This window comes from Phaeobacter sp. BS52, from assembly GCF_045040595.1.
Lineage (GTDB): Bacteria > Pseudomonadota > Alphaproteobacteria > Rhodobacterales > Rhodobacteraceae > Phaeobacter > Phaeobacter piscinae.
Genome location: NZ_CP090662.1, coordinates 2,291,294 through 2,311,743, shown reverse-complemented (window position 1 = coordinate 2,311,743; position 20,450 = coordinate 2,291,294). Strand labels below are relative to the sequence as shown.

Annotated in this window: 18 protein-coding genes, 1 tRNA gene and 3 pseudogenes; 12 read left to right on the top strand and 10 right to left on the bottom strand. The window is 58.4% G+C overall.

Annotated elements, in window-relative coordinates; translation table 11 throughout:
* Positions 1-113 precede the first annotated feature (113 nt).
* From aroA to trpB, 7 genes and pseudogenes are all read left to right on the top strand, one after another.
* Complete coding sequence (aroA, locus tag L0Z65_RS11165) at positions 114-1,463, top strand: 3-phosphoshikimate 1-carboxyvinyltransferase (RefSeq protein WP_405107610.1); 1,350 nt, start codon at positions 114-116, stop codon at positions 1,461-1,463.
* Positions 1,460-2,065 carry a (d)CMP kinase gene (gene cmk, locus L0Z65_RS11160; RefSeq protein ID WP_040180445.1) on the top strand — a complete coding sequence of 202 codons (606 nt, stop codon included), beginning with the start codon at positions 1,460-1,462 and terminating at the stop codon, positions 2,063-2,065. Before aroA ends, cmk begins: the two co-directional genes overlap by 4 nt.
* A gap of 326 nt (positions 2,066-2,391) precedes the next feature.
* Entirely contained in the window at positions 2,392-4,071 is a 1,680-nt protein-coding gene (gene rpsA, locus L0Z65_RS11155; protein ID WP_014873584.1) for a 30S ribosomal protein S1, read from the top strand.
* A gap of 333 nt (positions 4,072-4,404) precedes the next feature.
* Positions 4,405-4,689 carry an integration host factor subunit beta gene (ihfB, locus tag L0Z65_RS11150; RefSeq protein WP_008560927.1) on the top strand — a complete coding sequence of 95 codons (285 nt, stop codon included), beginning with the start codon at positions 4,405-4,407 and terminating at the stop codon, positions 4,687-4,689.
* The gene (locus L0Z65_RS11145) at positions 4,689-5,039 is read left to right on the top strand and encodes a lipopolysaccharide assembly protein LapA domain-containing protein (protein WP_014879148.1); all 351 of its coding nucleotides are present in this window, start codon (positions 4,689-4,691) and stop codon (positions 5,037-5,039) included. Before ihfB ends, L0Z65_RS11145 begins: the two co-directional genes overlap by 1 nt.
* 7 nt (positions 5,040-5,046) lie before the next feature.
* The gene (locus tag L0Z65_RS11140; RefSeq protein WP_102897632.1) at positions 5,047-5,700 is read left to right on the top strand and encodes a phosphoribosylanthranilate isomerase; all 654 of its coding nucleotides are present in this window, start codon (positions 5,047-5,049) and stop codon (positions 5,698-5,700) included.
* A gap of 155 nt (positions 5,701-5,855) precedes the next feature.
* A pseudogene (gene trpB, locus L0Z65_RS11135) lies at positions 5,856-7,110 on the top strand (tryptophan synthase subunit beta).
* A gap of 77 nt (positions 7,111-7,187) precedes the next feature.
* On the opposite strand, the gene L0Z65_RS11130 reads toward trpB, so the two are convergent.
* From L0Z65_RS11130 to L0Z65_RS11100, 7 genes and pseudogenes are all read right to left on the bottom strand, one after another.
* The gene (locus L0Z65_RS11130; protein ID WP_405107603.1) at positions 7,188-7,571 is read right to left on the bottom strand and encodes a DUF2237 family protein; all 384 of its coding nucleotides are present in this window, start codon (positions 7,569-7,571) and stop codon (positions 7,188-7,190) included.
* A 9-nt stretch (positions 7,572-7,580) separates the two neighbouring features.
* Complete coding sequence (locus tag L0Z65_RS11125; protein WP_405107600.1) at positions 7,581-8,744, bottom strand: serine hydrolase domain-containing protein; 1,164 nt, start codon at positions 8,742-8,744, stop codon at positions 7,581-7,583.
* A 77-nt stretch (positions 8,745-8,821) separates the two neighbouring features.
* Entirely contained in the window at positions 8,822-9,568 is a 747-nt protein-coding gene (gene pth / locus L0Z65_RS11120; RefSeq protein WP_405107597.1) for an aminoacyl-tRNA hydrolase, read from the bottom strand.
* Positions 9,569-9,766: 198 nt separating this feature from the next.
* Positions 9,767-10,396, bottom strand: coding sequence for a 50S ribosomal protein L25/general stress protein Ctc (locus L0Z65_RS11115; protein WP_040170986.1), 630 nt, complete (start codon positions 10,394-10,396; stop codon positions 9,767-9,769).
* A 124-nt stretch (positions 10,397-10,520) separates the two neighbouring features.
* Complete coding sequence (locus tag L0Z65_RS11110; protein WP_405107594.1) at positions 10,521-11,687, bottom strand: L-lactate dehydrogenase; 1,167 nt, start codon at positions 11,685-11,687, stop codon at positions 10,521-10,523.
* Between the two features lie 136 nt (positions 11,688-11,823).
* Positions 11,824-12,616, bottom strand: a pseudogene (trpA, locus tag L0Z65_RS11105) (tryptophan synthase subunit alpha).
* Positions 12,617-12,728: 112 nt separating this feature from the next.
* Positions 12,729-13,241, bottom strand: a complete 513-nt coding sequence (locus L0Z65_RS11100; RefSeq protein WP_405107591.1) for an acyloxyacyl hydrolase — start codon at positions 13,239-13,241, stop codon at positions 12,729-12,731.
* Between the two features lie 296 nt (positions 13,242-13,537).
* Here L0Z65_RS11100 and ychF point away from each other — a divergent pair, with 296 nt between their 5' ends.
* The 4 genes from ychF (at position 13,538) to L0Z65_RS11080 (ending at position 16,802) form a co-directional block, all read left to right on the top strand.
* On the top strand, positions 13,538-14,635 hold the full coding sequence (ychF, locus tag L0Z65_RS11095; RefSeq protein ID WP_096870592.1) for a redox-regulated ATPase YchF: 1,098 nt from the start codon (positions 13,538-13,540) through the stop codon (positions 14,633-14,635).
* Positions 14,636-14,790: 155 nt separating this feature from the next.
* A complete protein-coding gene (locus tag L0Z65_RS11090) occupies positions 14,791-15,711 on the top strand; it encodes a nucleoside hydrolase (protein ID WP_096870593.1) in 921 nt (306 codons plus the stop codon).
* A 177-nt stretch (positions 15,712-15,888) separates the two neighbouring features.
* Positions 15,889-15,978: transfer RNA gene (locus tag L0Z65_RS11085), tRNA-Ser, on the top strand.
* A gap of 125 nt (positions 15,979-16,103) precedes the next feature.
* Positions 16,104-16,802, top strand: a complete 699-nt coding sequence (locus L0Z65_RS11080) for an SDR family NAD(P)-dependent oxidoreductase (protein WP_405107586.1) — start codon at positions 16,104-16,106, stop codon at positions 16,800-16,802.
* Positions 16,803-16,822: 20 nt separating this feature from the next.
* On the opposite strand, the pseudogene L0Z65_RS11075 reads toward L0Z65_RS11080, so the two are convergent.
* Together L0Z65_RS11075 and L0Z65_RS11070 are read right to left on the bottom strand one after the other, a co-directional pair.
* Positions 16,823-17,921, bottom strand: a pseudogene (locus L0Z65_RS11075) (DegT/DnrJ/EryC1/StrS family aminotransferase).
* A complete protein-coding gene (locus L0Z65_RS11070; RefSeq protein ID WP_040170965.1) occupies positions 17,921-18,355 on the bottom strand; it encodes an FdtA/QdtA family cupin domain-containing protein in 435 nt (144 codons plus the stop codon). Before L0Z65_RS11070 ends, L0Z65_RS11075 begins: the two are co-directional and overlap by 1 nt.
* Before the next feature lie 425 nt (positions 18,356-18,780).
* Between L0Z65_RS11070 and L0Z65_RS11065 the strand changes: the two genes are divergently transcribed.
* Complete coding sequence (locus tag L0Z65_RS11065) at positions 18,781-19,725, top strand: glycosyltransferase (protein ID WP_118069694.1); 945 nt, start codon at positions 18,781-18,783, stop codon at positions 19,723-19,725.
* A 29-nt stretch (positions 19,726-19,754) separates the two neighbouring features.
* Here the strand turns inward: L0Z65_RS11065 and L0Z65_RS11060 are convergent, their stop codons facing one another.
* Complete coding sequence (locus tag L0Z65_RS11060) at positions 19,755-20,417, bottom strand: GntR family transcriptional regulator (RefSeq protein ID WP_040170961.1); 663 nt, start codon at positions 20,415-20,417, stop codon at positions 19,755-19,757.
* Positions 20,418-20,450 lie beyond the last annotated feature (33 nt).

The following is a 20,450-nucleotide window of genomic DNA, read 5'->3' as shown; positions in this document are numbered from 1 at the left end:
CTGTGCCTGGTGCAATATCTTGCGGGGCGTGGCGGCAATGGGAAAACACGCTGGACCGACACCAAGCGATTGGGTAGTCCAATTGTGAACGCTAGCATTTCGAAAGGTTCCTCATGTCCGGACACGGTACGCCCATCCCGATGACCTCGCACCGCGCGGATCCGCTGACCGGCATTGCCGAGGTTCCGGGCGACAAATCAATCTCGCACCGCTCACTGATTTTGGGCGCGCTGGCCGTGGGAGAGACCAAGATTTCGGGCCTGCTCGAGGGTGAAGACGTATTAGATACGGCCAAGGCGATGCAGGCCATGGGGGCGGAGGTCATCAATCACGGTGGCGGCAATTGGTCTGTGCATGGTGTGGGCGTTGGTGGGCTGGCGGAACCGGACCAGGTGATCGACTGCGGCAACTCCGGTACCGGTGTGCGGCTGATCATGGGGGTTATGGCGACCTCTCCTATCACGGTTACCTTCACGGGTGATGCCAGCCTCAACAAACGGCCAATGGCGCGGGTGACTGATCCGCTCGCTCTGTTTGGGACCCAGTCTGTTGGTCGGTCCGGTGGACGTCTGCCTATGACAATTGTTGGAGCGGCGGAGCCGACACCTGTGCGCTATACGGTTCCGGTGCCCTCCGCGCAGGTGAAATCCGCGGTCCTTCTGGCCGGGCTGAATGCTCCGGGGCAGACAGTTGTGATTGAGAAAGAGGCAACCCGCGATCACTCTGAGCGGATGCTGGCAGGGTTTGGCGCCGAGATCACTGTCGAGGATACGGATGAAGGCCGGGTCATCACACTGACCGGGCAGCCTGAGCTGAAACCGCAGGTCATCGCGGTGCCACGTGACCCTTCTAGCGCTGCCTTTCCGGTTTGTGCAGCACTGATTACGCCGGGGTCTGATGTGCTGGTACCCGGGATTGGTCTCAACCCGACGCGGGCAGGGTTGTTCTATACCCTGCAGGATATGGGCGCGGATCTGACCTTTGAAAATATGCGCGAAGAGGGCGGTGAGCCGGTCGCGGATCTGCGCGCGCGCTACTCGCCCGATATGAAGGGGATTGACGTCCCACCGGAGCGCGCGGCCTCGATGATTGATGAATATCCGGTGCTTTCGGTGGTGGCGTCCTTTGCGACGGGCAAGACCATGATGACCGGCGTGAAGGAGCTGCGGGTAAAGGAAAGCGACCGGATCGACGCAATGGCGCGGGGGCTGCGCGCAAATGGCGTGATGGTTGAAGAGGGTGAGGATTGGTGGGCCGTTACCGGTCTGGGACCGGACGGTGTGCCCGGCGGAGGCACCTGCGAGAGCTTCCTTGACCACCGGATCGCGATGTCTTTCATGGTGATGGGCATGGGGGCCCAGAAATCCGTGACTGTCGATGATGGCACGCCCATTGCCACGTCCTTCCCGATCTTCACCCCGCTGATGACCACGCTGGGGGCGCGGCTAGAGACAACGGCATGAGCTTTACCGTTGCAGTTGATGGCCCGGCTGCCGCTGGCAAGGGCACGATTTCTCGGGCGGTTGCGGCCCATTTCGGATTTGGCCATCTGGATACGGGCCTGCTCTACCGTGCGGTTGGCGCGCGGATGCTTGCCGGGGACAAACCGATAGAGGCCGCCCTTGCGCTGCTGCCGGATGATTTGGAACGGCCAGAACTGCGCACAGCGCAGGTGGCGCAGGCCGCATCCAAAGTGGCGGTGATCGCTGAGGTGCGCGCGGCGCTAGTTGATTTCCAGCGGGCTTTTGCCCGCCGTGCAGGCGGGGCGGTTTTGGACGGGCGGGACATTGGCACGGTGATCTGCCCGCGCGCGCAGGCCAAGCTTTTCGTGACAGCAAGCGCCGAAGTCCGTGCGCAGCGCCGCTTGCAGGAGTTGATGGCAGCGGGCAATCCCACCAGCTATGCAGAAGTTCTGGAAGATGTGAAAGCGCGGGACGCGCGCGATACCAACCGCTCGGAATCGCCGTTGAAACCTGCCAGCGATGCAGTGCTGATTGATACCAGTGCTCTCACGATTGATGAGGCCGTGGCGATGGCCATCGCGGCGATTGATGCGCGGCGCTAGCCTGATCCGGTCGCTGTAACGGCTCCACGGCCCGTGATCACGCGCCGTCTGAACCTGCTGCGAACTCATGATCGTTCGCCGCTCCTCGGTGCCTGATGACGGTTTCCCTTGCGCCGGAGCGGGAATCCGCATACTAAGCGCGCTGTCACTATAGAGGCGGTTAACGCACGGACGGCATTCTGAGCAGGGTCGGGGCATACCTCGGCCCTTTGTGTTTGTTTGATCAGACCGGCCTGTGCTGCGCCTCATAAGGACCAATCTTCAAGACCGGCGGAAACAACCGCCCGGCCAGATAAAACCGATTTGTAAAGGAAACCTGAGACCACATGGCTCAAGACACATCGATGGAGGAATTCGAAGCCCTCCTGAACGAAAGCTTCGAAATGGACACCCCCGAAGAGGGTTCCGTTGTTAAAGGCAAGGTCATCGCGATCGAAGCGGGCCAGGCCATCATCGACGTCGGCTACAAAATGGAAGGCCGCGTTGAGCTTAAAGAATTCGCAAACCCTGGCGAAGCTCCCGAAATCTCTGTTGGCGACGAAGTAGAAGTCTACCTGCGCGCTGCTGAGAACGCCCGTGGCGAAGCTGTTATCTCCCGTGAGATGGCGCGCCGCGAAGAAGCATGGGATCGCCTGGAAAAAGCATACGCAGACGACCAGCGCGTCGAAGGTGCTATCTTCGGTCGCGTCAAAGGCGGCTTCACTGTCGACCTGGGCGGTGCAGTTGCATTCCTGCCCGGTTCGCAGGTTGACGTTCGCCCCGTGCGCGACGCTGGCCCGCTGATGGGTCTGAAGCAGCCGTTCCAGATCCTGAAGATGGACCGTCGTCGTGGCAACATCGTTGTGTCCCGTCGTGCAATCCTCGAAGAGTCCCGCGCCGAACAGCGTGCCGAAGTCATCGGCAACCTGTCCGAAGGTCAGGCAGTGGATGGTGTGGTCAAGAACATCACCGAATACGGTGCGTTTGTTGACCTGGGCGGCGTTGACGGCCTGCTGCACGTCACCGACATGGCATGGCGCCGTGTGAACCACCCCTCCGAGATCCTGTCGATCGGCGAAACCGTCAAGGTTCAGGTCATCAAGATCAACAAAGAGACTCACCGTATCTCCCTCGGCATGAAGCAGCTGCAGGAAGATCCGTGGGATCTGGTTGGCGCCAAATACCCGCTGTCCTCCGTGCACAAGGGTCGCGTCACCAACATCACCGATTACGGTGCATTTGTTGAGCTGGAGCCGGGCGTCGAAGGTCTGGTTCACGTCTCCGAGATGTCCTGGACCAAGAAGAACGTCCACCCGGGCAAAATCGTCTCCACTTCCCAGGAAGTCGACGTCATGGTTCTGGAAATCGACGGTGCCAAGCGCCGCGTGTCCCTGGGCCTCAAGCAGACCATGCGCAACCCGTGGGAAGTGTTTGCAGAAACACACCCCGAGGGCACTCAGGTCGAAGGCGAAGTCAAGAACATCACCGAATTCGGTCTGTTCATCGGCCTCGACGGCGACATCGACGGCATGGTTCACCTTTCCGACCTCTCCTGGGACGAGCGCGGCGAAGACGCGATTCAGAACTACCGCAAAGGCGACATGGTTTCGGCCGTTGTCTCCGAAGTGGACGTCGAGAAAGAGCGTATCTCCCTGTCGATCAAAGCCCTGGGCGGCGACAAGTTCGCTGAAGCCGTTGGCGGCGTGAAGCGCGGGTCCATCGTGACCGTGAACGTCACCGCCATCGAAGAAGGCGGCATCGAAGTGGAATACGAAGGCATGAAGTCCTTCATCCGCCGCTCCGATCTCTCCCGTGACCGTGCCGAACAGCGCCCTGAGCGTTTCTCGGTTGGTGACAAGGTTGACGTGCGCGTGACCAATGTGGACGGCAAGACCCGCCGTCTGGGTCTGTCGATCAAAGCACGCGAAATCGCGGAAGAAAAAGAAGCCGTCGAACAGTATGGCTCCTCCGATTCCGGTGCGTCCCTGGGCGACATTCTGGGCGCAGCGCTGAAAACAGGCGACTGATTTCAGTAGCCAGCCTAGGCTGAAGACTTTGGAACGGTCCTGCCCCTTGGGGTGGGGCCGTTTCTTTTTGTCGCAGGCTGCTCTGCCCTAGCCTGGGAGCGGGCAGGGGCGAAAAATCACTGCGAATCACAAATACAATTGCGACCGCTTGCAGCGGAATTGAGGGGATCCCATCTCGGCTTTGCGGGTCGAAGTCGCCAGAACTCGCCTAATGATAGGCAAACGCTGACTTATTTGCGGGGCAGGCCTGTATCCACTGTTCCCGGTTTGAGGTTTTGTACCTATAGTCGTGGGATAGAAACTGTGCCTAGCTTGGCTTGGGAGGGCCGAGAAATGATCCGCTCGGAATTGATCCAGAAGATTGCAGACGAAAACCCGCACCTGTATCAGCGTGATGTGGAGCGGATCGTGAATACGGTGTTCGAAGAGGTGACCGACGCAATGGCGCGCGGCGACCGTGTGGAGCTGCGGGGCTTTGGTGCCTTCTCAGTGAAACAGCGGGATGCGCGGGTTGGTCGCAATCCCCGCACGGGTGAAACGGTCCATGTTGAAGAAAAACACGTGCCGTTCTTCAAGACAGGTAAACTCTTGAGGGACCGCCTGAACGGAAAAGCCTGATGCGCTATATTCGCTACGCCTATCTTGGGGTGATTGCCATCGCCCTTATTTCTGTCTCATTGGCAAATCGGGGTCTGGTTGAGCTCAAGCTGATGCCGACTGCCTTTGCCGAGTTTTTGGGCTATAATTTCCGCATTGAACTGCCCCTGTTTGTGGTTGTTTTGGGTGGCATCGCTGTTGGCCTGATCATTGGCTTCATCATTGAATGGCTGCGTGAACACAAACACCGTCGTGAGGCAGATCTGAAGGCCCGCGAAGCGAAGAAATTGTCGCGTGAGGTTAATCGCCTGAAAAAGCAGAAGCACGAGGGCAAAGACGAAGTCCTTGCTATACTCGACGAAGCAAGCTGACGCTCTCATGATGGACATTCGGGTTAAGATTTGCGGGCTGAAAACGCCGCAGGACATCGTCGCCGCGGCAGATGCTGGCGCGGCCTATATCGGCTTCAATTTCTTTGCAAAATCCCCTCGCTCAGTGACTGTAGAGGAAGCCACGGCGCTTGCCGTCGAGGCGCCCGTCGGCTTGTGCAAGGTGGCGTTGGTGGTCAATCCGGATGACGCCATGCTGGATGAAATCACCACCGCAGTTCCATTGGATATGATCCAGCTGCACGGGCAGGAGACGCCGGAGCGCGTGGCCGAGGTGAAGGCGCGCTATGGTCTGCCTGTGATGAAGGTACTGGGGGTCTCCACTCTCGAGGATATTCAAAGGATCGAGGCCTATGAGGCCGTTGCCGATCAGATTCTGGTGGACGCCAAGGCGCCGAAGGGCGCTGTCTTGCCGGGCGGAAATGGCGTTACCTTTGATTGGGGGCTTCTGGCGCGCAAGAAATACTGGCGCACCCCTTGGATGCTGGCCGGTGGGCTGACACCCGAGAATGTCGCGGAGGCGATCCGCGTCACGGGTGCGCGTCAGGTCGACGTCGCCTCCGGTGCGGAAAGTGCGCCGGGTGTAAAGGATCCTGACTGCATTCGCGCGTTCTGTGCAGCCGCTGGCGCGCCGCGCCGCTGAAGCGCGCAAATCGGCGTTACACGCCTGACCTTACTTACACACCTGACCTTAGCGCCGCGACATTGCGCATCAGACCCTAGAATCCGCTGCACCTCTCTTTACCCGGAGCAGGCCGCGCTATACTCATATCGAGCGCCGCGAAGAAGGAAAGAACCATGGCCGAAGATCTATTCAACAGCTTCATGAACGGTCCCGACGAACAGGGGCGGTTTGGTATTTTTGGTGGGCGGTTCGTCAGCGAGACTTTGATGCCGCTGATCCTCAGCCTGGAAGAGGAATATGATCGCGCCAAGGACGACCCTAGTTTCTGGGCGGAGATGGATGATCTCTGGAAAAACTATGTCGGTCGCCCCAGCCCGCTTTATTTCGCCGAGCGGCTGACCGAGCATCTGGGCGGCGCGAAGATCTATTTGAAACGGGATGAGCTGAACCATACCGGCGCGCATAAGATCAACAACGTGCTTGGGCAGATCCTTCTGGCCCGCCGCATGGGCAAGGATCGGATCATTGCGGAAACCGGCGCGGGCCAGCATGGCGTGGCGACAGCTACGGTTTGCGCCAAGTTCGGTCTGAAATGCGTGGTCTATATGGGCGCGCATGATGTGCAGCGACAGGCGCCCAATGTGTTCCGCATGCGCCTCCTGGGGGCCGAGGTCATTCCGGTGACCTCTGGCCGTGGTACGCTGAAGGATGCCATGAATGACGCTCTGCGGGATTGGGTGACCAATGTGCACGATACGTTCTATTGCATCGGCACAGTGGCCGGGCCGCATCCCTATCCGGCCATGGTGCGGGATTTCCAGTCGGTGATCGGCAAAGAGGTTCGCTGGCAGCTGGCCGAGCAGGAGGGCGAGGGGCGCCTGCCGGACACCGTAATCGCAGCGATCGGTGGCGGCTCCAATGCGATGGGTCTGTTCTATCCGTTCCTTGACGATAAATCGGTCAATATCATCGGTGTTGAGGCTGAGCGGAAAAGGCGTTGATGAAAAGATGCAGCATTGTGCCTCGCTCACTGGCGGGCGTCCCGGCGTGCTGCATGGCAACCGGACCTATCTGTTGCAGGATGATGATGGCCAGATTCTGGAAGGCTTTTCCATCTCTGCCGGACTTGATTATCCCGGCATCGGCCCGGAGCATGCCTGGTTGAACGACATCGGCCGCGCCGACTATGTGTCCATCACCGACAAGGAAGCGCTGGAGGCGTTCCAGCTGTCTTGCGCTATGGAAGGCATCATTCCGGCGCTTGAGCCGAGCCACGCGCTGGCCCATGTGATGAAGATCGCGCCCGACCTGCCAAAGGACCATATTATCGTGATGAACATGTGTGGTCGTGGCGACAAGGATATCTTTACCGTCGCGCGTCACCTGGGGTTTGATATGTCGGATACCGAAGGTCGCGACAGCGACTGATCCCGGCAGAGCGAAGAAAACAAAAGGCGCCTCGCATCGCGGGCGCCTTTTTGCGTTTCTGGTAACGGGTCATGACCTCAGGCCACATCTCCCGGCAATGCATGGTTTCGCAGCACGCTGAGCGGTACGATCTCCAGCGCGCGTTTATGTGTCGCTGCCAAATTGACCTGCGGCGCGCAGCCCTCGTCGGCGGCTTGCAGGAAGCGTCCAGCGCAGAGGCACCAGCTGTCACCCGCTTTTAGCCCTGCAAAGCCGAATTCAGGTCGTGGGGTGGACAGATCATTGCCGACGTATTTGGAATATGCCAGGAATTCGTCAGTCATCACCGCGCAGACCGTATGGCTGCCCTGATCCTGCGCGCAGGTGTTGCAATGGCCGTCCCGGAAGAACCCGGTCAAGGGTGTGGTGGAACAGGGGGCCAGTGCCTCCCCGAGTACATTTATGCTGTCGTCCTGATCCATGGGTCTATCCTACAGTGATTTTGCCAATGCGCGCAGCATTTTGACGTTTTCATCCGCAACACCGGGCTTGCGAAATCCCCGGTCGGCGCTGGTCACCACAACGACGACGTCGCGGCCTTGGTTGATGTAGATATATTGCCCATAGACGCCTCTGGCCAGAAATTCACCCGGAACCGCGTTCTTCGGGATCCACCATTGAAACCCATACCCGATCCGGCCTGCCTTGGTCGGGGCGGATGGGCGGGTCGAGGCCGCGATCCAGGCCTGAGGCACAATCTGTCTGCCGTTGTAGCGGCCGTTCTGAGCGATCATCTGGCCGAAGCGCCCATAGTCACGTGTGGTTTGATTGATGCCGCCAAGAACAAACGCAACGCCTTCGCCGTCCGTCAGGTAGTAGCCAGCGCGTTCCAGCCCTAGATGCCGCAGTACTTTCTCGGACAGCAACTCGGGGACCGGGCGCCCCGTTGCACCACGAATGACCATGCCCAGAACATGGGTGTCGATGGACACATATTGCCAAGCTTCGCCAGGTCTTCCGATTGTTTCCGTCAGGCCTGCGGCGAAATCATCCATCGTCCCACCAAGCGCGAGAGTACGGCCCATCCGGTTGATATCGGAATCGTAGTCCAGATAGTCCTCGTTGAACTTCACGCCGCTGGCCATATTCAGCACATTGCGGATACTGGCCGTTTCATAAGCGCTCCCCTTCAGCTCTGGCGCATAGTCGATGACCAAATCATCCAGAGAGCGGATCTTGTCCTCTCGCAGCAGCACGCCGAAGAGTGCGGAGAGATAACTTTTTGCCATCGACCAAGAGATCCGCAAATCATCGGGCCCTGTGCCCTGATAGTAGCTCTCGTGGCGGATCTGGCCGCCTTTCAACACCAGCAGGGAGGTCACTGTGCGGCGGTTGATCCAGTCTTGTGCGCCAGGGGGCAAGGTCATCTCCACCCCGGATGGGAGGGCGCTTACCGCTCCGTCGCCGCGATCAAGCGGTGCAGTCAAAAATGCACCATCCATATTTGAGAAATTGGAAACAATGCGATCTTCGTCAAACAGCGTGTTAACGGCCATCAACCGGCTCAGTTGTTCGCGCTGCCAATAGGCAAGAGCCCCTGCGAAGATCAGTAAGATAATGAGAAAATAAGAAAATAACTTTAAATATCGACGCATAATAATCCTCCTCGGACACGGCTGAGCCTAGCCAGCCGCAGTCCGTACGCGCAAACAAGACGCAACGGAAACTTTGGTTACTTGAACTTGTTTAGAAGCCGTTCAATAGCCGACGGCGGGGTGTCATCGGCGCTCTCAGCAGCGGATGCCTCTGCGGCAAGGGGAGGCGTCTTCTTGGTGTCGGGCTGTGCCGCTTTCTTTGAACTGGTGACAGATTTACGCTCTTTGTCTTCTGCGCCGGAACCAGAGCTGCGCGGGGGGGCGACGCGCAGCGCCACGGCATTCATGAATTTTCCACCGTCCCCTGCGGCCAGCTGGGCGGCACCGTCTGAGATTCCGCGCATCAGGTCATCAAGCCAGGCTTCATCTGCCTTGGCAAAGTCACGCAATACATAGCCTGCGACAGCGTCCTTGTGACCGGGGTGGCCGATGCCTAAGCGGACGCGGCCATAGTCGGCGCCAATATGCGAATGGATCGACCGCAGCCCGTTGTGACCCGCATGTCCGCCGCTTTGTTTGACCCGGGCTTTACCCGGTGCCAGGTCCAACTCGTCGTGAAGGACGGTCACATCAGCAGGGGTCAGTTTATAAAACCGCATCGCCTCGCCAACGGATTGGCCGGATAGATTCATGAAGGTCTGCGGTTTCAGCAGCAGCACTTTGGTGCGCCCAAGAACGCCTTCGCTGATCTGTGCCTGAAACTTGGATTTCCACGGCGAGAACCCATGGTCGCTGGCGATCTGATCCAGAGCCATGAAGCCAATATTGTGCCGGTTGCCTGCATATTTTGCACCGGGATTTCCAAGACCAACAAATAGTTTCATGCACACTTCAACGATGTGTTTGGGATGGGGAACTGTCTTATGGCGCTACATCGCGCGTTTCAGGGAAAAAATCCAGACCCTGCATATCATTCTGTGGTGAGCAGGTGGTCGGTGCGACAGGCCTTCACTCACGTACAGACAAAAAAAGCGAGGCCAAAACCGGCCTCGCTCTCACGTTCCAAACCTTTCGGTCGGAGCTTATTCTTCTGCGGCCGCTTCGGCTTCGTCTTCAGACTCTTCGTTGTCTGCGGACTTCAGGCCCGACGGAGCGGAGATGTTGGCCACAACGAAGTCGCGGTCGATGGTCGGCTTTGCACCTTCAGGCAGCTTGATCGCCGAGATGGTGACGGTGTCGCCAACGTTCAGACCGGCGAGGTCAACAACCAGCTTCTCAGGGATGTCACCTGCGGTCACAACCAGCTCTACCTCGGGACGTACGGCGGTCAGAACGCCGCCACGCTTGATACCGGGCGCTTCTTCTTCGTTGATGAACTCAACAGGAACGAAGAGGTTCACCTTCGAGGTGCGACGCAGGCGCATCAGGTCGAAGTGGGTCGGCAGGTCCTTGACAACGTCGCGCTGAACGTCGCGGCAGATCACGCGCACGTCTTCCTGACCTTCCACTTTCAGGTTCCACAGAGTGGACTTGAAGCGACCGGCTTTCAGTTTTTTCAGCAGTTCGTTGAAGGGGATCTGGATGGATACGGGATCCGCATCACCACCAAATACAACACCAGGAACCATGCCAGCACGACGTGCTGCACGAGCGGCGCCCTTGCCCGACCCCGTACGTTCTTGGCAAACAAGATCAGGAATCTGACCAGCCATGATAATTCTCCAATTTGATAATGGGGGTGCCTCCAAGGCTGTCACCCCGCGTGAAGCCGTGCGCATAGACCGGATTGGCCGATATTGCAAGTCGCAAACCGGATCAGGGCTGGCGCGGTGCCAGCTATTCCTGCCAGCGTCCGCCGAAATCTTCCGGTACCAAGAGGTTGCGGCGGCCAAGATCAGCGACGGATTTCTCTCCACACAAGGCCATGGTGGTGTCCAGTTCCTTATGCAGGACCTCCAGCGCGCGGGTAACCCCTTCCTGGCCCATCGCACCAAGCCCATAGACAAAGGCGCGTCCGATCATGGTGCCCTTGGCCCCCAGTGCCAGCGCTTTCAGCACGTCCTGACCAGAGCGAATACCACTGTCCAGATGGACCTCAATCTGATCACCAACCGCATCCATGATTGCAGGCAGCATCTGAATAGAGCTGAGCGCGCCGTCGAGTTGGCGGCCACCATGGTTAGACACCACGATGGCATCTGCTCCGAGCTTGGCGGCCATCTTGGCATCTTCGACGTCCAGAATACCCTTCAGGATGACCTTGCCGTCCCAGAGTTCGATGAGCTTGGCGATCTTGCCCCAGTCAAGCGAGGGATCGAACTGTTCCGCAGTCCAGGCGCCAAGTGATGAGGCGTCGGAAATACCCTCCACATGACCGACGATATTGCCGAAATTGCGCCGTTTGGCGCCTAGCATTTGTAGTCCCCAGGTCCATTTCGTCATCAGATTGGCAATGGTCTTGGGCGTGAGCTTTGGCGGGGCAGAAAGGCCGTTCTTCAGATCCTTGTGGCGTTGGCCGAGGATCTGCAAATCCAGTGTAATCACCAGAGCTGAGCATCGGGCATCCTTGGCCCGCTGGATCAGACGGCGCACATAATCATCATCCTTCATGGTGTATAACTGGAACCAGAAAGGCTTGGTTGTGGCGTCGGCGACTTCTTCGATCGAATTGATGGACATGGTCGACAGCGTGAAGGGCACGCCAAAGGCTTCAGCCGCGCGCGCGGCTTTGATCTCGCCATCGGCGTGCTGCATGCCCGTCAGACCAACCGGGGCGAGGGCAATGGGCATCGAAACGTCCTGCCCAATCATCTGACTGGCTGTGCTGCGCCCAGCCATATCGACGGCCACGCGCTGGCGCAGGCGGATTTTTTCAAAGTCGTTGGTGTTGTCGCGAAAGGTCTGCTCGGTCCAGCTGCCACTTTCCGCATAGTCATAGAACATCCGTGGCACGCGGCGTTCGTAGATGCGTTTCAGATCGTTGATATTGGTAATGACCGGCACGGCTTTGTCCTCACCCCTGAGTTGGTAATAAATTCTTACCAATTAGAGGGCGAAAGCGCAATCCATGATCTCGATACAGCAAAAAGGCCGCACCAACCCGGCGCGGCCTCAGTAAAGGGTGTTACTGAATAATGACTTAGGCGGAATGCGCGCCATCAGCGAGGGATTTGACGAAGCTGAGGACCTCGCCCACCGGTTTGCCTAGCACCGATCTGGCTGACGATGGCCGAGCCGACCACGGCGCCATCTGCAACGGATGCGATGGCTTGTGATTTTTCGGGTGTGTTGATGCCGAATCCAACGATGACGGGCAGATCTGTCTTTGATTTGATCCGGGCCACTTCAGGGCCCACATTGGTTGCTTCGGCTTCTGCGGCTCCGGTGATCCCGGTAATCGAGACGTAATACACAAAGCCAGAGGTGTTTTGCAGCACGCGGGGCAGTCGTTTGTCATCTGTGGTCGGGGTCGCCAGGCGAATGAAATTCAGCCCCGCTTCTTGTGCAGGTAGACAGAGTTCGCTGTCCTCCTCCGGAGGCAGGTCCACAACGATCAGCCCATCTATGCCCGCCTCCTTGGCGTCCTTGAGGAAGGTGTCGACGCCGCGGCTGTAGATCGGGTTGTAGTAGCCCATCATGACAATGGGTGTGGTGTTGTCTTCGGCGCGGAAGGCACGCGCCAGCTCCAGCGTGCGCTCCAATGTCATGCCAGCTTCGAGCGCGCGCTGACCGGCCAGCTGGATGGTTGGACCATCCGCCATCGGGTCAGTGAAGGGCAGGCCCAGTTCAATCACGTCCACGCCCGCCGCAGGCAGGCCCTTGACCAGTTCAAGCGAGGTGTCGAAGTCAGGATCGCCCGCCATGACATAGGCGACGAAGGCCTTTTTCTCGGCGGCTTTCAATTCGGCGAATTTGGCGTCAATGCGGGTCATGATCGGGCCTTTTAGATGTGTCCGCCCCGGTGTGCCGAATGTTTCGGCGGAAATCAATCCCGTGCGCCTCATTGTCCCCACAGTGCCGCAGAAGATGCCGCTTGTTGACCGGTTAGCCGTTGAACGGGACGTGCCAACGCAGCAGCAGTGAATTCACCCCCGGATTGATGTCTGCTGTTGACGCGTTGGACTTATGGGTCAGAGCCAGCGACAGCGATTTGCCATTTGCAAACTCCTTGCCGACGGCGATGGCGCTGCGAATTTCAAAGGTGGATCCCAAGTCGTTCAGCCTTACACTTTCGGTGTAGGCGCCGGGCATCACACTGGTCTCGACAAACCAGCCACGTTGCAGGTGCCATTTGCCGACTGCGCCAGCACCAATGAATAGATCGCCGGTGGTCTGAACGTCCAGCGCCGCGCCAAAGGATGCATCAAAATTGCCGCGTTGCCAGAACGCATCGTGCTGATATTCAACTGACACCAGCGCACTATCCTCAGCCCCCTCGCGGGAAAAGCTTGAATAGCCTGCACCGAATATCCAGTCACCAGCCGTGGCGGGCAGGGCGTTAGCCAGCATCAGGGCGCAGGCGAAGGGGGCTGCTGTAACGAAGGTGCGTAAAGTCATATTCGTAATCTCGTGTTGGTCAGCTTGATTGAAATGATCTGCGAAATCAGGGAAATGTCCACTGTCCAATTGGCCAAATGCATCACGCCCTGTTCAAAGGAACGCGAGTGTCGCCAAATGGTTGCACCTCCTGCTGACTTTTTATGTGCTCTGCATCGGTGCCGATAATCCTAGCGGTGATCATGCAGCGCAGAGGGGCCGGTGGATTGGAGCCGAGGCGTGAGCCGGAGATGCGCGCTTGCGTCACCGCAAAATGCTGCCTAGAAGCACCTCCCAAGTGGCATCAGGAGGCCGAAATGGGCTTTAAAATGGGAATCGTGGGTCTGCCGAACGTCGGCAAGTCGACCCTGTTCAACGCATTGACGAAAACCGCATCGGCGCAGGCGGCGAACTTTCCGTTTTGCACCATCGAACCAAACGTTGGCGAAGTGGGCGTGCCGGACGCCCGGCTGGACAAGCTGGCGGCGATTGCCGGGTCCAAACAGATCATTCCGACCCGGATGACTTTTGTGGATATCGCAGGCCTCGTCAAAGGCGCCTCGCAAGGTGAAGGCCTGGGCAACCAGTTCCTGGCCAATATCCGCGAAACCGATGCTATTGCCCATGTGCTGCGGTGTTTTGAAGACGGTGACGTAACCCATGTGGATGGCCGCGTCGATCCGGTGGCCGATGCTGAGGTGATTGAGACTGAGCTGATGCTCTCTGATCTTGAGAGCATCGAGAAGCGCCGCGCCAATCTGGTGCGCAAGCTGAAGGGCAATGACAAGGAAGCGCAGCAGCAGGATCGCCTTTTGGCGGACGCGCAAGCAATGTTAGAGGAGGGGAAACCCGCCCGTCTGGTTGAGGTCGACGCCGAGGACGCCAAGGCCTGGAAAATGCTGCAGCTGCTGACCACCAAACCAGTGCTCTACGTCTGCAACGTCGGTGAAAGTGAGTCCGTCGAAGGCAATGAATATTCTGCCAAAGTGGCAGAGATGGCGGCCGCCCAAGGCAATTCCCACGTGATTATCTCCGCCCAGATTGAGGAGGAGATCAGCCAGCTTGAGCCGGAAGAAGCTGAGATGTTCCTCGCTGAAATGGGTCTGGCCGAGGCGGGTCTGGATCGCCTGATCCGTGCAGGCTACGAGCTATTGCATCTGGAAACCTACTTCACCGTCGGCCCCAAGGAGGCCCGCGCCTGGACGATCCGCACAGGTACCGCAGCACCGCAGGCGGCAGGCGTCATCCATGGCGATTTCGAGAAGGGCTTCATCCGGGCAGAAACCATAGCCTATGAGGACTTCATCGCGCACAACGGTGAGCAAGGCGCCAAGGAGGCGGGCAAAATGCGCGCCGAAGGCAAGGGCTATGTCGTGAAAGACGGCGACGTTCTGCACTTCCTGTTCAACACCTGATCAGTTGCAGAATTTAGACAACGTTCAATGCCCGTCTTCTAGAGAAGGCGGGTATTTTCTTGATAGAGTTGTCGCCTATTCCTGAAAGTGGCAGGCTTGAGTTATCGCTAACGAAGATGCTAAACCCCCACGATTAATCAGTCGGAAGGATAAAAATGACAAAGCTGATCATCGACACGGATCCCGGTATCGACGATGCCATGGCGATTTTCTACGCAGCGGCAGCGCCTGACATTGATCTATTGGGGCTCACCACGATCTTTGGCAATGTGACCACCAAAACTGCGACCCGCAATGCACTGCGTTTGCTGGAAGCTGCTGGTCTGGACCTGCCCGTTGCGCATGGCGCGGAAACGCCATTGGTTTTGCCGCCTTTCACACCATCCGCCCATGTGCACGGTGCAGAGGGCTTTGGTGATATCCCGGCAAAGACGCCTAAGGGACAGGCCGTGGACGAAGACGCGGCTGATTTCCTGATCCGCATGGCGCGTGAACACAAGGGCGAGCTGGTGGTCTGCCCGATTGGTCCTTTGACCAACATCGCCCACGCGATCAAGCGCGACGCTGAGTTCGCAAAGAATGTGAAACGCATCGTCATCATGGGTGGCTCGCTTGAGGAGGGTGGCAATATCACCCCGCATGCAGAGGCTAACATCTATCATGATCCTCATGCCGCTGACGTCGTCTTTGGCTCCGGTGCGACGGTTGAAATGGTGGGCCTTGATGTGACCCACCGTATCCTGTGCACCAAGGAAGATTTTTCCGCTATCGCGGCGACGTCACCGGAACTGGGCGGTATGCTGCAGGAAATGTCAGTCTTCTATCTGCATTTCTACGAAACCGTTGGAAAGTTCGATGGCTGTTCGCTGCACGATCCAGCTGCGGTCATTGCCTGTACCCATCCGGAGTTGTTCACCGCACGTGCTGTGGCAATGGAGGTGTCCTGCGAGGGCGAGACATCGGGCGAAACCCGCCTTGCCTCTGACAGCGCCCGCCAGCCCATCGATGTCTACATGGGTGTTGACGCAGACGCTGTGAAATCTCTCTTCCTAAAGCGGCTCGCCATCCTGCCGTAAGCTGCGCGAGCGGACCCCCGCAGATCATTGCAAACAGAGTAATATATCGCCCCGCCGCATCACATCGCGGCGGGGCGATCTTGGTTTTGGATCTCCGACTGAACGCGCGGAAATTTTTTCCCAAAAAGCGCATTTCGCCCTTGTTCTCAGCTTGGTTGCGCTGATAGACGGGTCAGCGGAGACGTGGCCGAGTGGTCGAAGGCGCTCCCCTGCTAAGGGAGTAGGCCCGGAAGGGTCTCGAGGGTTCGAATCCCTTCGTCTCCGCCATTCATACATTTGAATCATATTGCTAATAGGCGCTAGCCGCACCCCGGGGCGGGTGCGCTTGGGCTGTTGCTGACGCGTTTGTTGAGCGCTATCCGTAACCTTGCAGGTTGTGGTATGAGGTCGCTTTGAAAAAGAATATTCTGATTGTTGGAGGCTCTTCGGGGGTTGGTCTGGAATTGGCCCGACACTATGCCTCCGAGGGGCATCGCGTTACGATTACGGGCCGGGTTGATCCGGGGTGCGCTGGCGTGCAGTTTCACGCGCTGTCGATCACTGATGATGTTGCAGACTTAGCCGCTCAGCTTGATGAATTGGCAATTCAGCTTGGGGATGTGCAAACTCTGATCTACTGCGCCGGATTTTTGCAGCGCGGATCGATTTCTCTGCTGGAGGATGCGGCGCTTTCGCAGATGACAAATGTCGGGCTGCTTGCGCCGATGATGGTGATCCAGCGCCTTGTTCGGCAGGCATCGGGCCCGCTCAAGCTGATGTTGGTGACCTCCAGCTCGCAATATAAACCGCAGCCCGAAATGCCCGCTTATTGCGCGGCCAAGGCGGGCTTGGGAATGCTGGGTGCAGCGCTGGTCCGGGGCGAGGGGATTGGCAAGGTGCTGGTTGTTGCGCCGTCCGGTATCCAAACGAAGTTCTGGGCGGGCAGCGGCGCGGATACGTCGACCATGCTGGAACCGGGTTGGGTCGCGCAGCAGATCGTTGCCCTCTCCAGTGGTGCGTTTAAATACAAATACGCCAAGCTGCTGCGCCAGCCGCCCAGTGTGGAGGTGGTCGAGCATCTGAACAATGATTTCCTGCCGATCACTCCCTGACGGCGCTCAAGGTGGGGCGATCAGGCCAGCTGTCTGAGACTCTTGATCACATGATCGATCTGCGCAGTGTTCAGATGCGGGCCGATAGGCAGGCTAAGCACTTCGCGTGCCAAGGTAGCCGCCAGCGGCAGCGCCTCATCCGTCAGGCCCATATCGCCGTAGGCCGCCTGAGCATGCGGTGGGATAGGGTAATGCACCAGCGTCTGAACGCCGGTCTGCGCCAGATCGGCCGCGAGCCGGTCCCGCTCCGGGTGACGCACCACGAACAGATGCCAGACTGGGTCGGCCTTTGCGGCGACATACGGCAGGGTTAGGCCCAGTCCGTCCAGCTCTGACAAATAGCGGGCTGCGATCGCCGCGCGCCTCGCATTCCAGTCGTCCAGCACCGCAAGCTTGACTGACAGAAAGGCGGCCTGAACCGGATCGAGGCGGCTGTTGAAGCCTGCTACCTCATTGCGGTATTTCTCCCGCGAGCCGTAATTCCGCAGCAGCGTCAGCCGCTCTGCCAGAGCGTCGCAATTGGTGGTGACCGCACCGCCATCCCCCAACGCGCCGAGGTTCTTGCCCGGATAGAAGCTCCAGCAGACGATATCGCTCGGCACCGCCGATGCGGTGCCCATCCCAGCATGCGCCATGCGCCTGGGCGGCATCTTCGATGACCTTCAGCCCAAGATCGCGCGCGGCTGTCATGATCGCGGTCATATCCGCAGGTTGCCCGTATAGGTGGACAGGTATGACGGCCTTGGCTCCGGGGACCATGGCGGCCCGCATACCCTCGGCGCTGATATTGTGGGTCGCGGGATCAGGCTCCACCGGAACCGGGATTGCGCCACATTGGGAGACCGCGAGCCAAGTGGCGATATAGGTGTTGGAGGGGACGAGGACACGGTCGCCCGGCCCGATGTCCAGCGCCACCAGGGCGAGCCTCAGGGCGTCCAGCCCGTTGGCCACGCCAAGCGCGTGCGAGACCTCGCAGTAGCGGGCAAAATCTTGCTCAAACCGGGAGACTTCAGGGCCGAGAATGTACCAGCCGGACCGCAGGCTCTCCAGCATCTTCGGTTCACTCTGCTCTGCCAGCTCATCATACGCGGCCTTCAGGTCGAGGAAGGGAACCTGCATCACTTGACCCCGACTGCTTGGCGGAAGGCGCCGTAGTCGCGGATATAATCCCCCTCGTCATAAGGCGCGGAGGCCATGACCATGCAGACCGCGCCCGACGAGAAATTGTCGAGATAGCGCCACATCATCGGGCAGATATAGATGCCAAAATAAGAGCGATTGAGATGGAAGCGTTTTTCATTGACCCCGTCATCCAGAACCACGTCAAAGCTGCCCGACATCGCAATCATGAACTGATGCAGGCCCTTATGGGCATGGGCGCCGCGATCGGACCCGCCCGGCACATCATAAAGGTAGTAGACCCGTTTGATATCAAACGGAATGTGGTTCATCCCTTCGACAAATGTCAGGTTGCCGCGGGCGTCTTCGATCTTGGGCAGGTCAATAAATTTGCAGTCGCTGAGGGGCAAATCCGTACTCCGGTATTGTGACATCGACCCGCTGTCGCAGCTGATCGGAACAGGCGTCGGATTTCCCACCACAGGAGTGCGATCCGGTCTAGTCTATTGGCTCAGTTGTCTATCATATTGTCGCCCCCGATCAATCGAATTGGACAGACTGCGGATGGGCTGCGGAACTTGGCTGCGGCAAGGGCACGCCTTGCGCAGGATGCCGTTCTCTAGTTCGGGGCCATGCTGCTCAGCTCCAAGGGGGAGAATGGGCGGGGCATGACACGTCAAGCGACGTCTTCCATGGAACCGCGGAGCGAACTGTTCTATTGATGGGCCGCAGCCTCGGCTCTCTGGGTGGCGTCACGCGCACATCGCAAACAGGACGCGCCCGACCAGGAGACCGGCGCGGGAGGCGGCGGCAAAATGATGGATTTTCTGCGCGAGCGTGCAGGTAGGATTGGGTTGAAATGAACAAATACCGCTATTCAGTTGTGCTTCTCACCTACAATCAGCAGGACTATGTGAAAGAGGCGGTTGAGGCGGTTCTTGCGCAGGAGAGCGATCCGATCGAGATCCTTCTGTCGGATGATTGCTCAATGGACGAAACTTTCGAGGTAATGGAGGCGCTGGTCGCCGATTACAAAGGTCCGCATTCCGTCGTGTTGAACAAAAATCCGCAGAATTTGGGCGTGAACAAACATATCGAACGGTGTTTTGAACTTAGTTCCGGTGACGTAATCATTGCGGCCTCTGGTGACGATATCTCTTTGCCGGGTCGTGTGGCGCGTACCATTGAGGTCTTTGAGCGCGACGACCCGCTTCTATCCTTCTCACATGGTCGGGTTGAGACGTTGGACGGCAAACCAATGCCGAAATCCTACGCAAAAGCCACCTTCTATACCCGAACCGATGCGATGTCTGCCGCCTGTTCCATGCAGTTGTTCCTCGGTGCGACCTGCGCATGGCACAAAGATCTGTTCCGCAAGTATGGTCCCATTCAGTTTGCGGATTGCTACGAGGATCTTGTTCTTGGTTTTCGTGCAGCGCTTGAGGGCAGGGTGGCGTTCATCGACGAGGAGCTCATTGTGTATCGCGTCGGTATGGGCCAGACCAGCACAGCCCGGCACATTGCGGATGCGGAGGCCTTTCGAAACAAGCGTTTGATTGAGGTTGGTCGAGAGATTTTCCTTCTGCGTCAGCGCCTTGCAGATGCGCAGGTGTTTGGCCTCAGTGACCAAGATCCAATTGTAAAAGCCATGCGTCGCCGACTGGAGGAACGACAATTGCGCCGATCCTATCTGGAAGGAGGGTTGCGAAAGCTCGGGGTCTCAGCTTGGAGACATCCCTCATGGGTGCTGGGATTTGCCTTATCCGAACGCCGTCGCCTCAAAAAGGCGCTCAATACCGCCTGAGCGCCGCCTAGGGTATCGATCCGTAGGCCTCAACCAAGGTCTTTCAGGGTGTCCAGCAGGGTTTTGCAGGCGCCGGTGATGTGGTCGCGGGTGAGCGCCGCTGCAAGGTCGGCATCTCCGGCAACGCAGGCTTCCCAGATCGCGAGGTGCTCGGCATTGGCGCGTTCGTTGCCGTTGGACAGTACCAATTGCGCCCGCAGATAACTGTCGACGCGATCCATCGCATTGTCGATCACATCCATATGATACTGCAGCCCGCTTTCCCGGTAGAGCGTGGAGTGGAAGTCGCGGTTCAAATCACCCCAGGTCATCGGGTCTTCGGATTGCGAAAACGCCTCTAGACAAGCTTTCGCGGTGGAGATGGCGGTGGGGGACATGCGCGGTACCGCGCGGCGGATAACTTCAGATTCCAAAACGGCCCGGAAATCGAAGATTTCCTGAGCTTCCTGGGCTGACAGGCCAGAGACCACGGCGCCTTTATAGCGTTGGGTTTTTACCAGTCCTTGCTCTTCCAGACGCGAAATTGCTTCGCGCACAGGGATTCGGCTGGTGTTGAACATCTGGGCGATTTCATCCTGCCGCAGTGGTTCGCCTTCCTTCAGGTCGCCTTCGATGATGGCCTTGCGCAGGGCGTCGAAAACAATCGCCGAGGCGGAGGCGGTCTTGGATATATCTACGGATTTCAACTTCATATCTGCGCTCCCTGCCGTCGTTATATCCCTGAT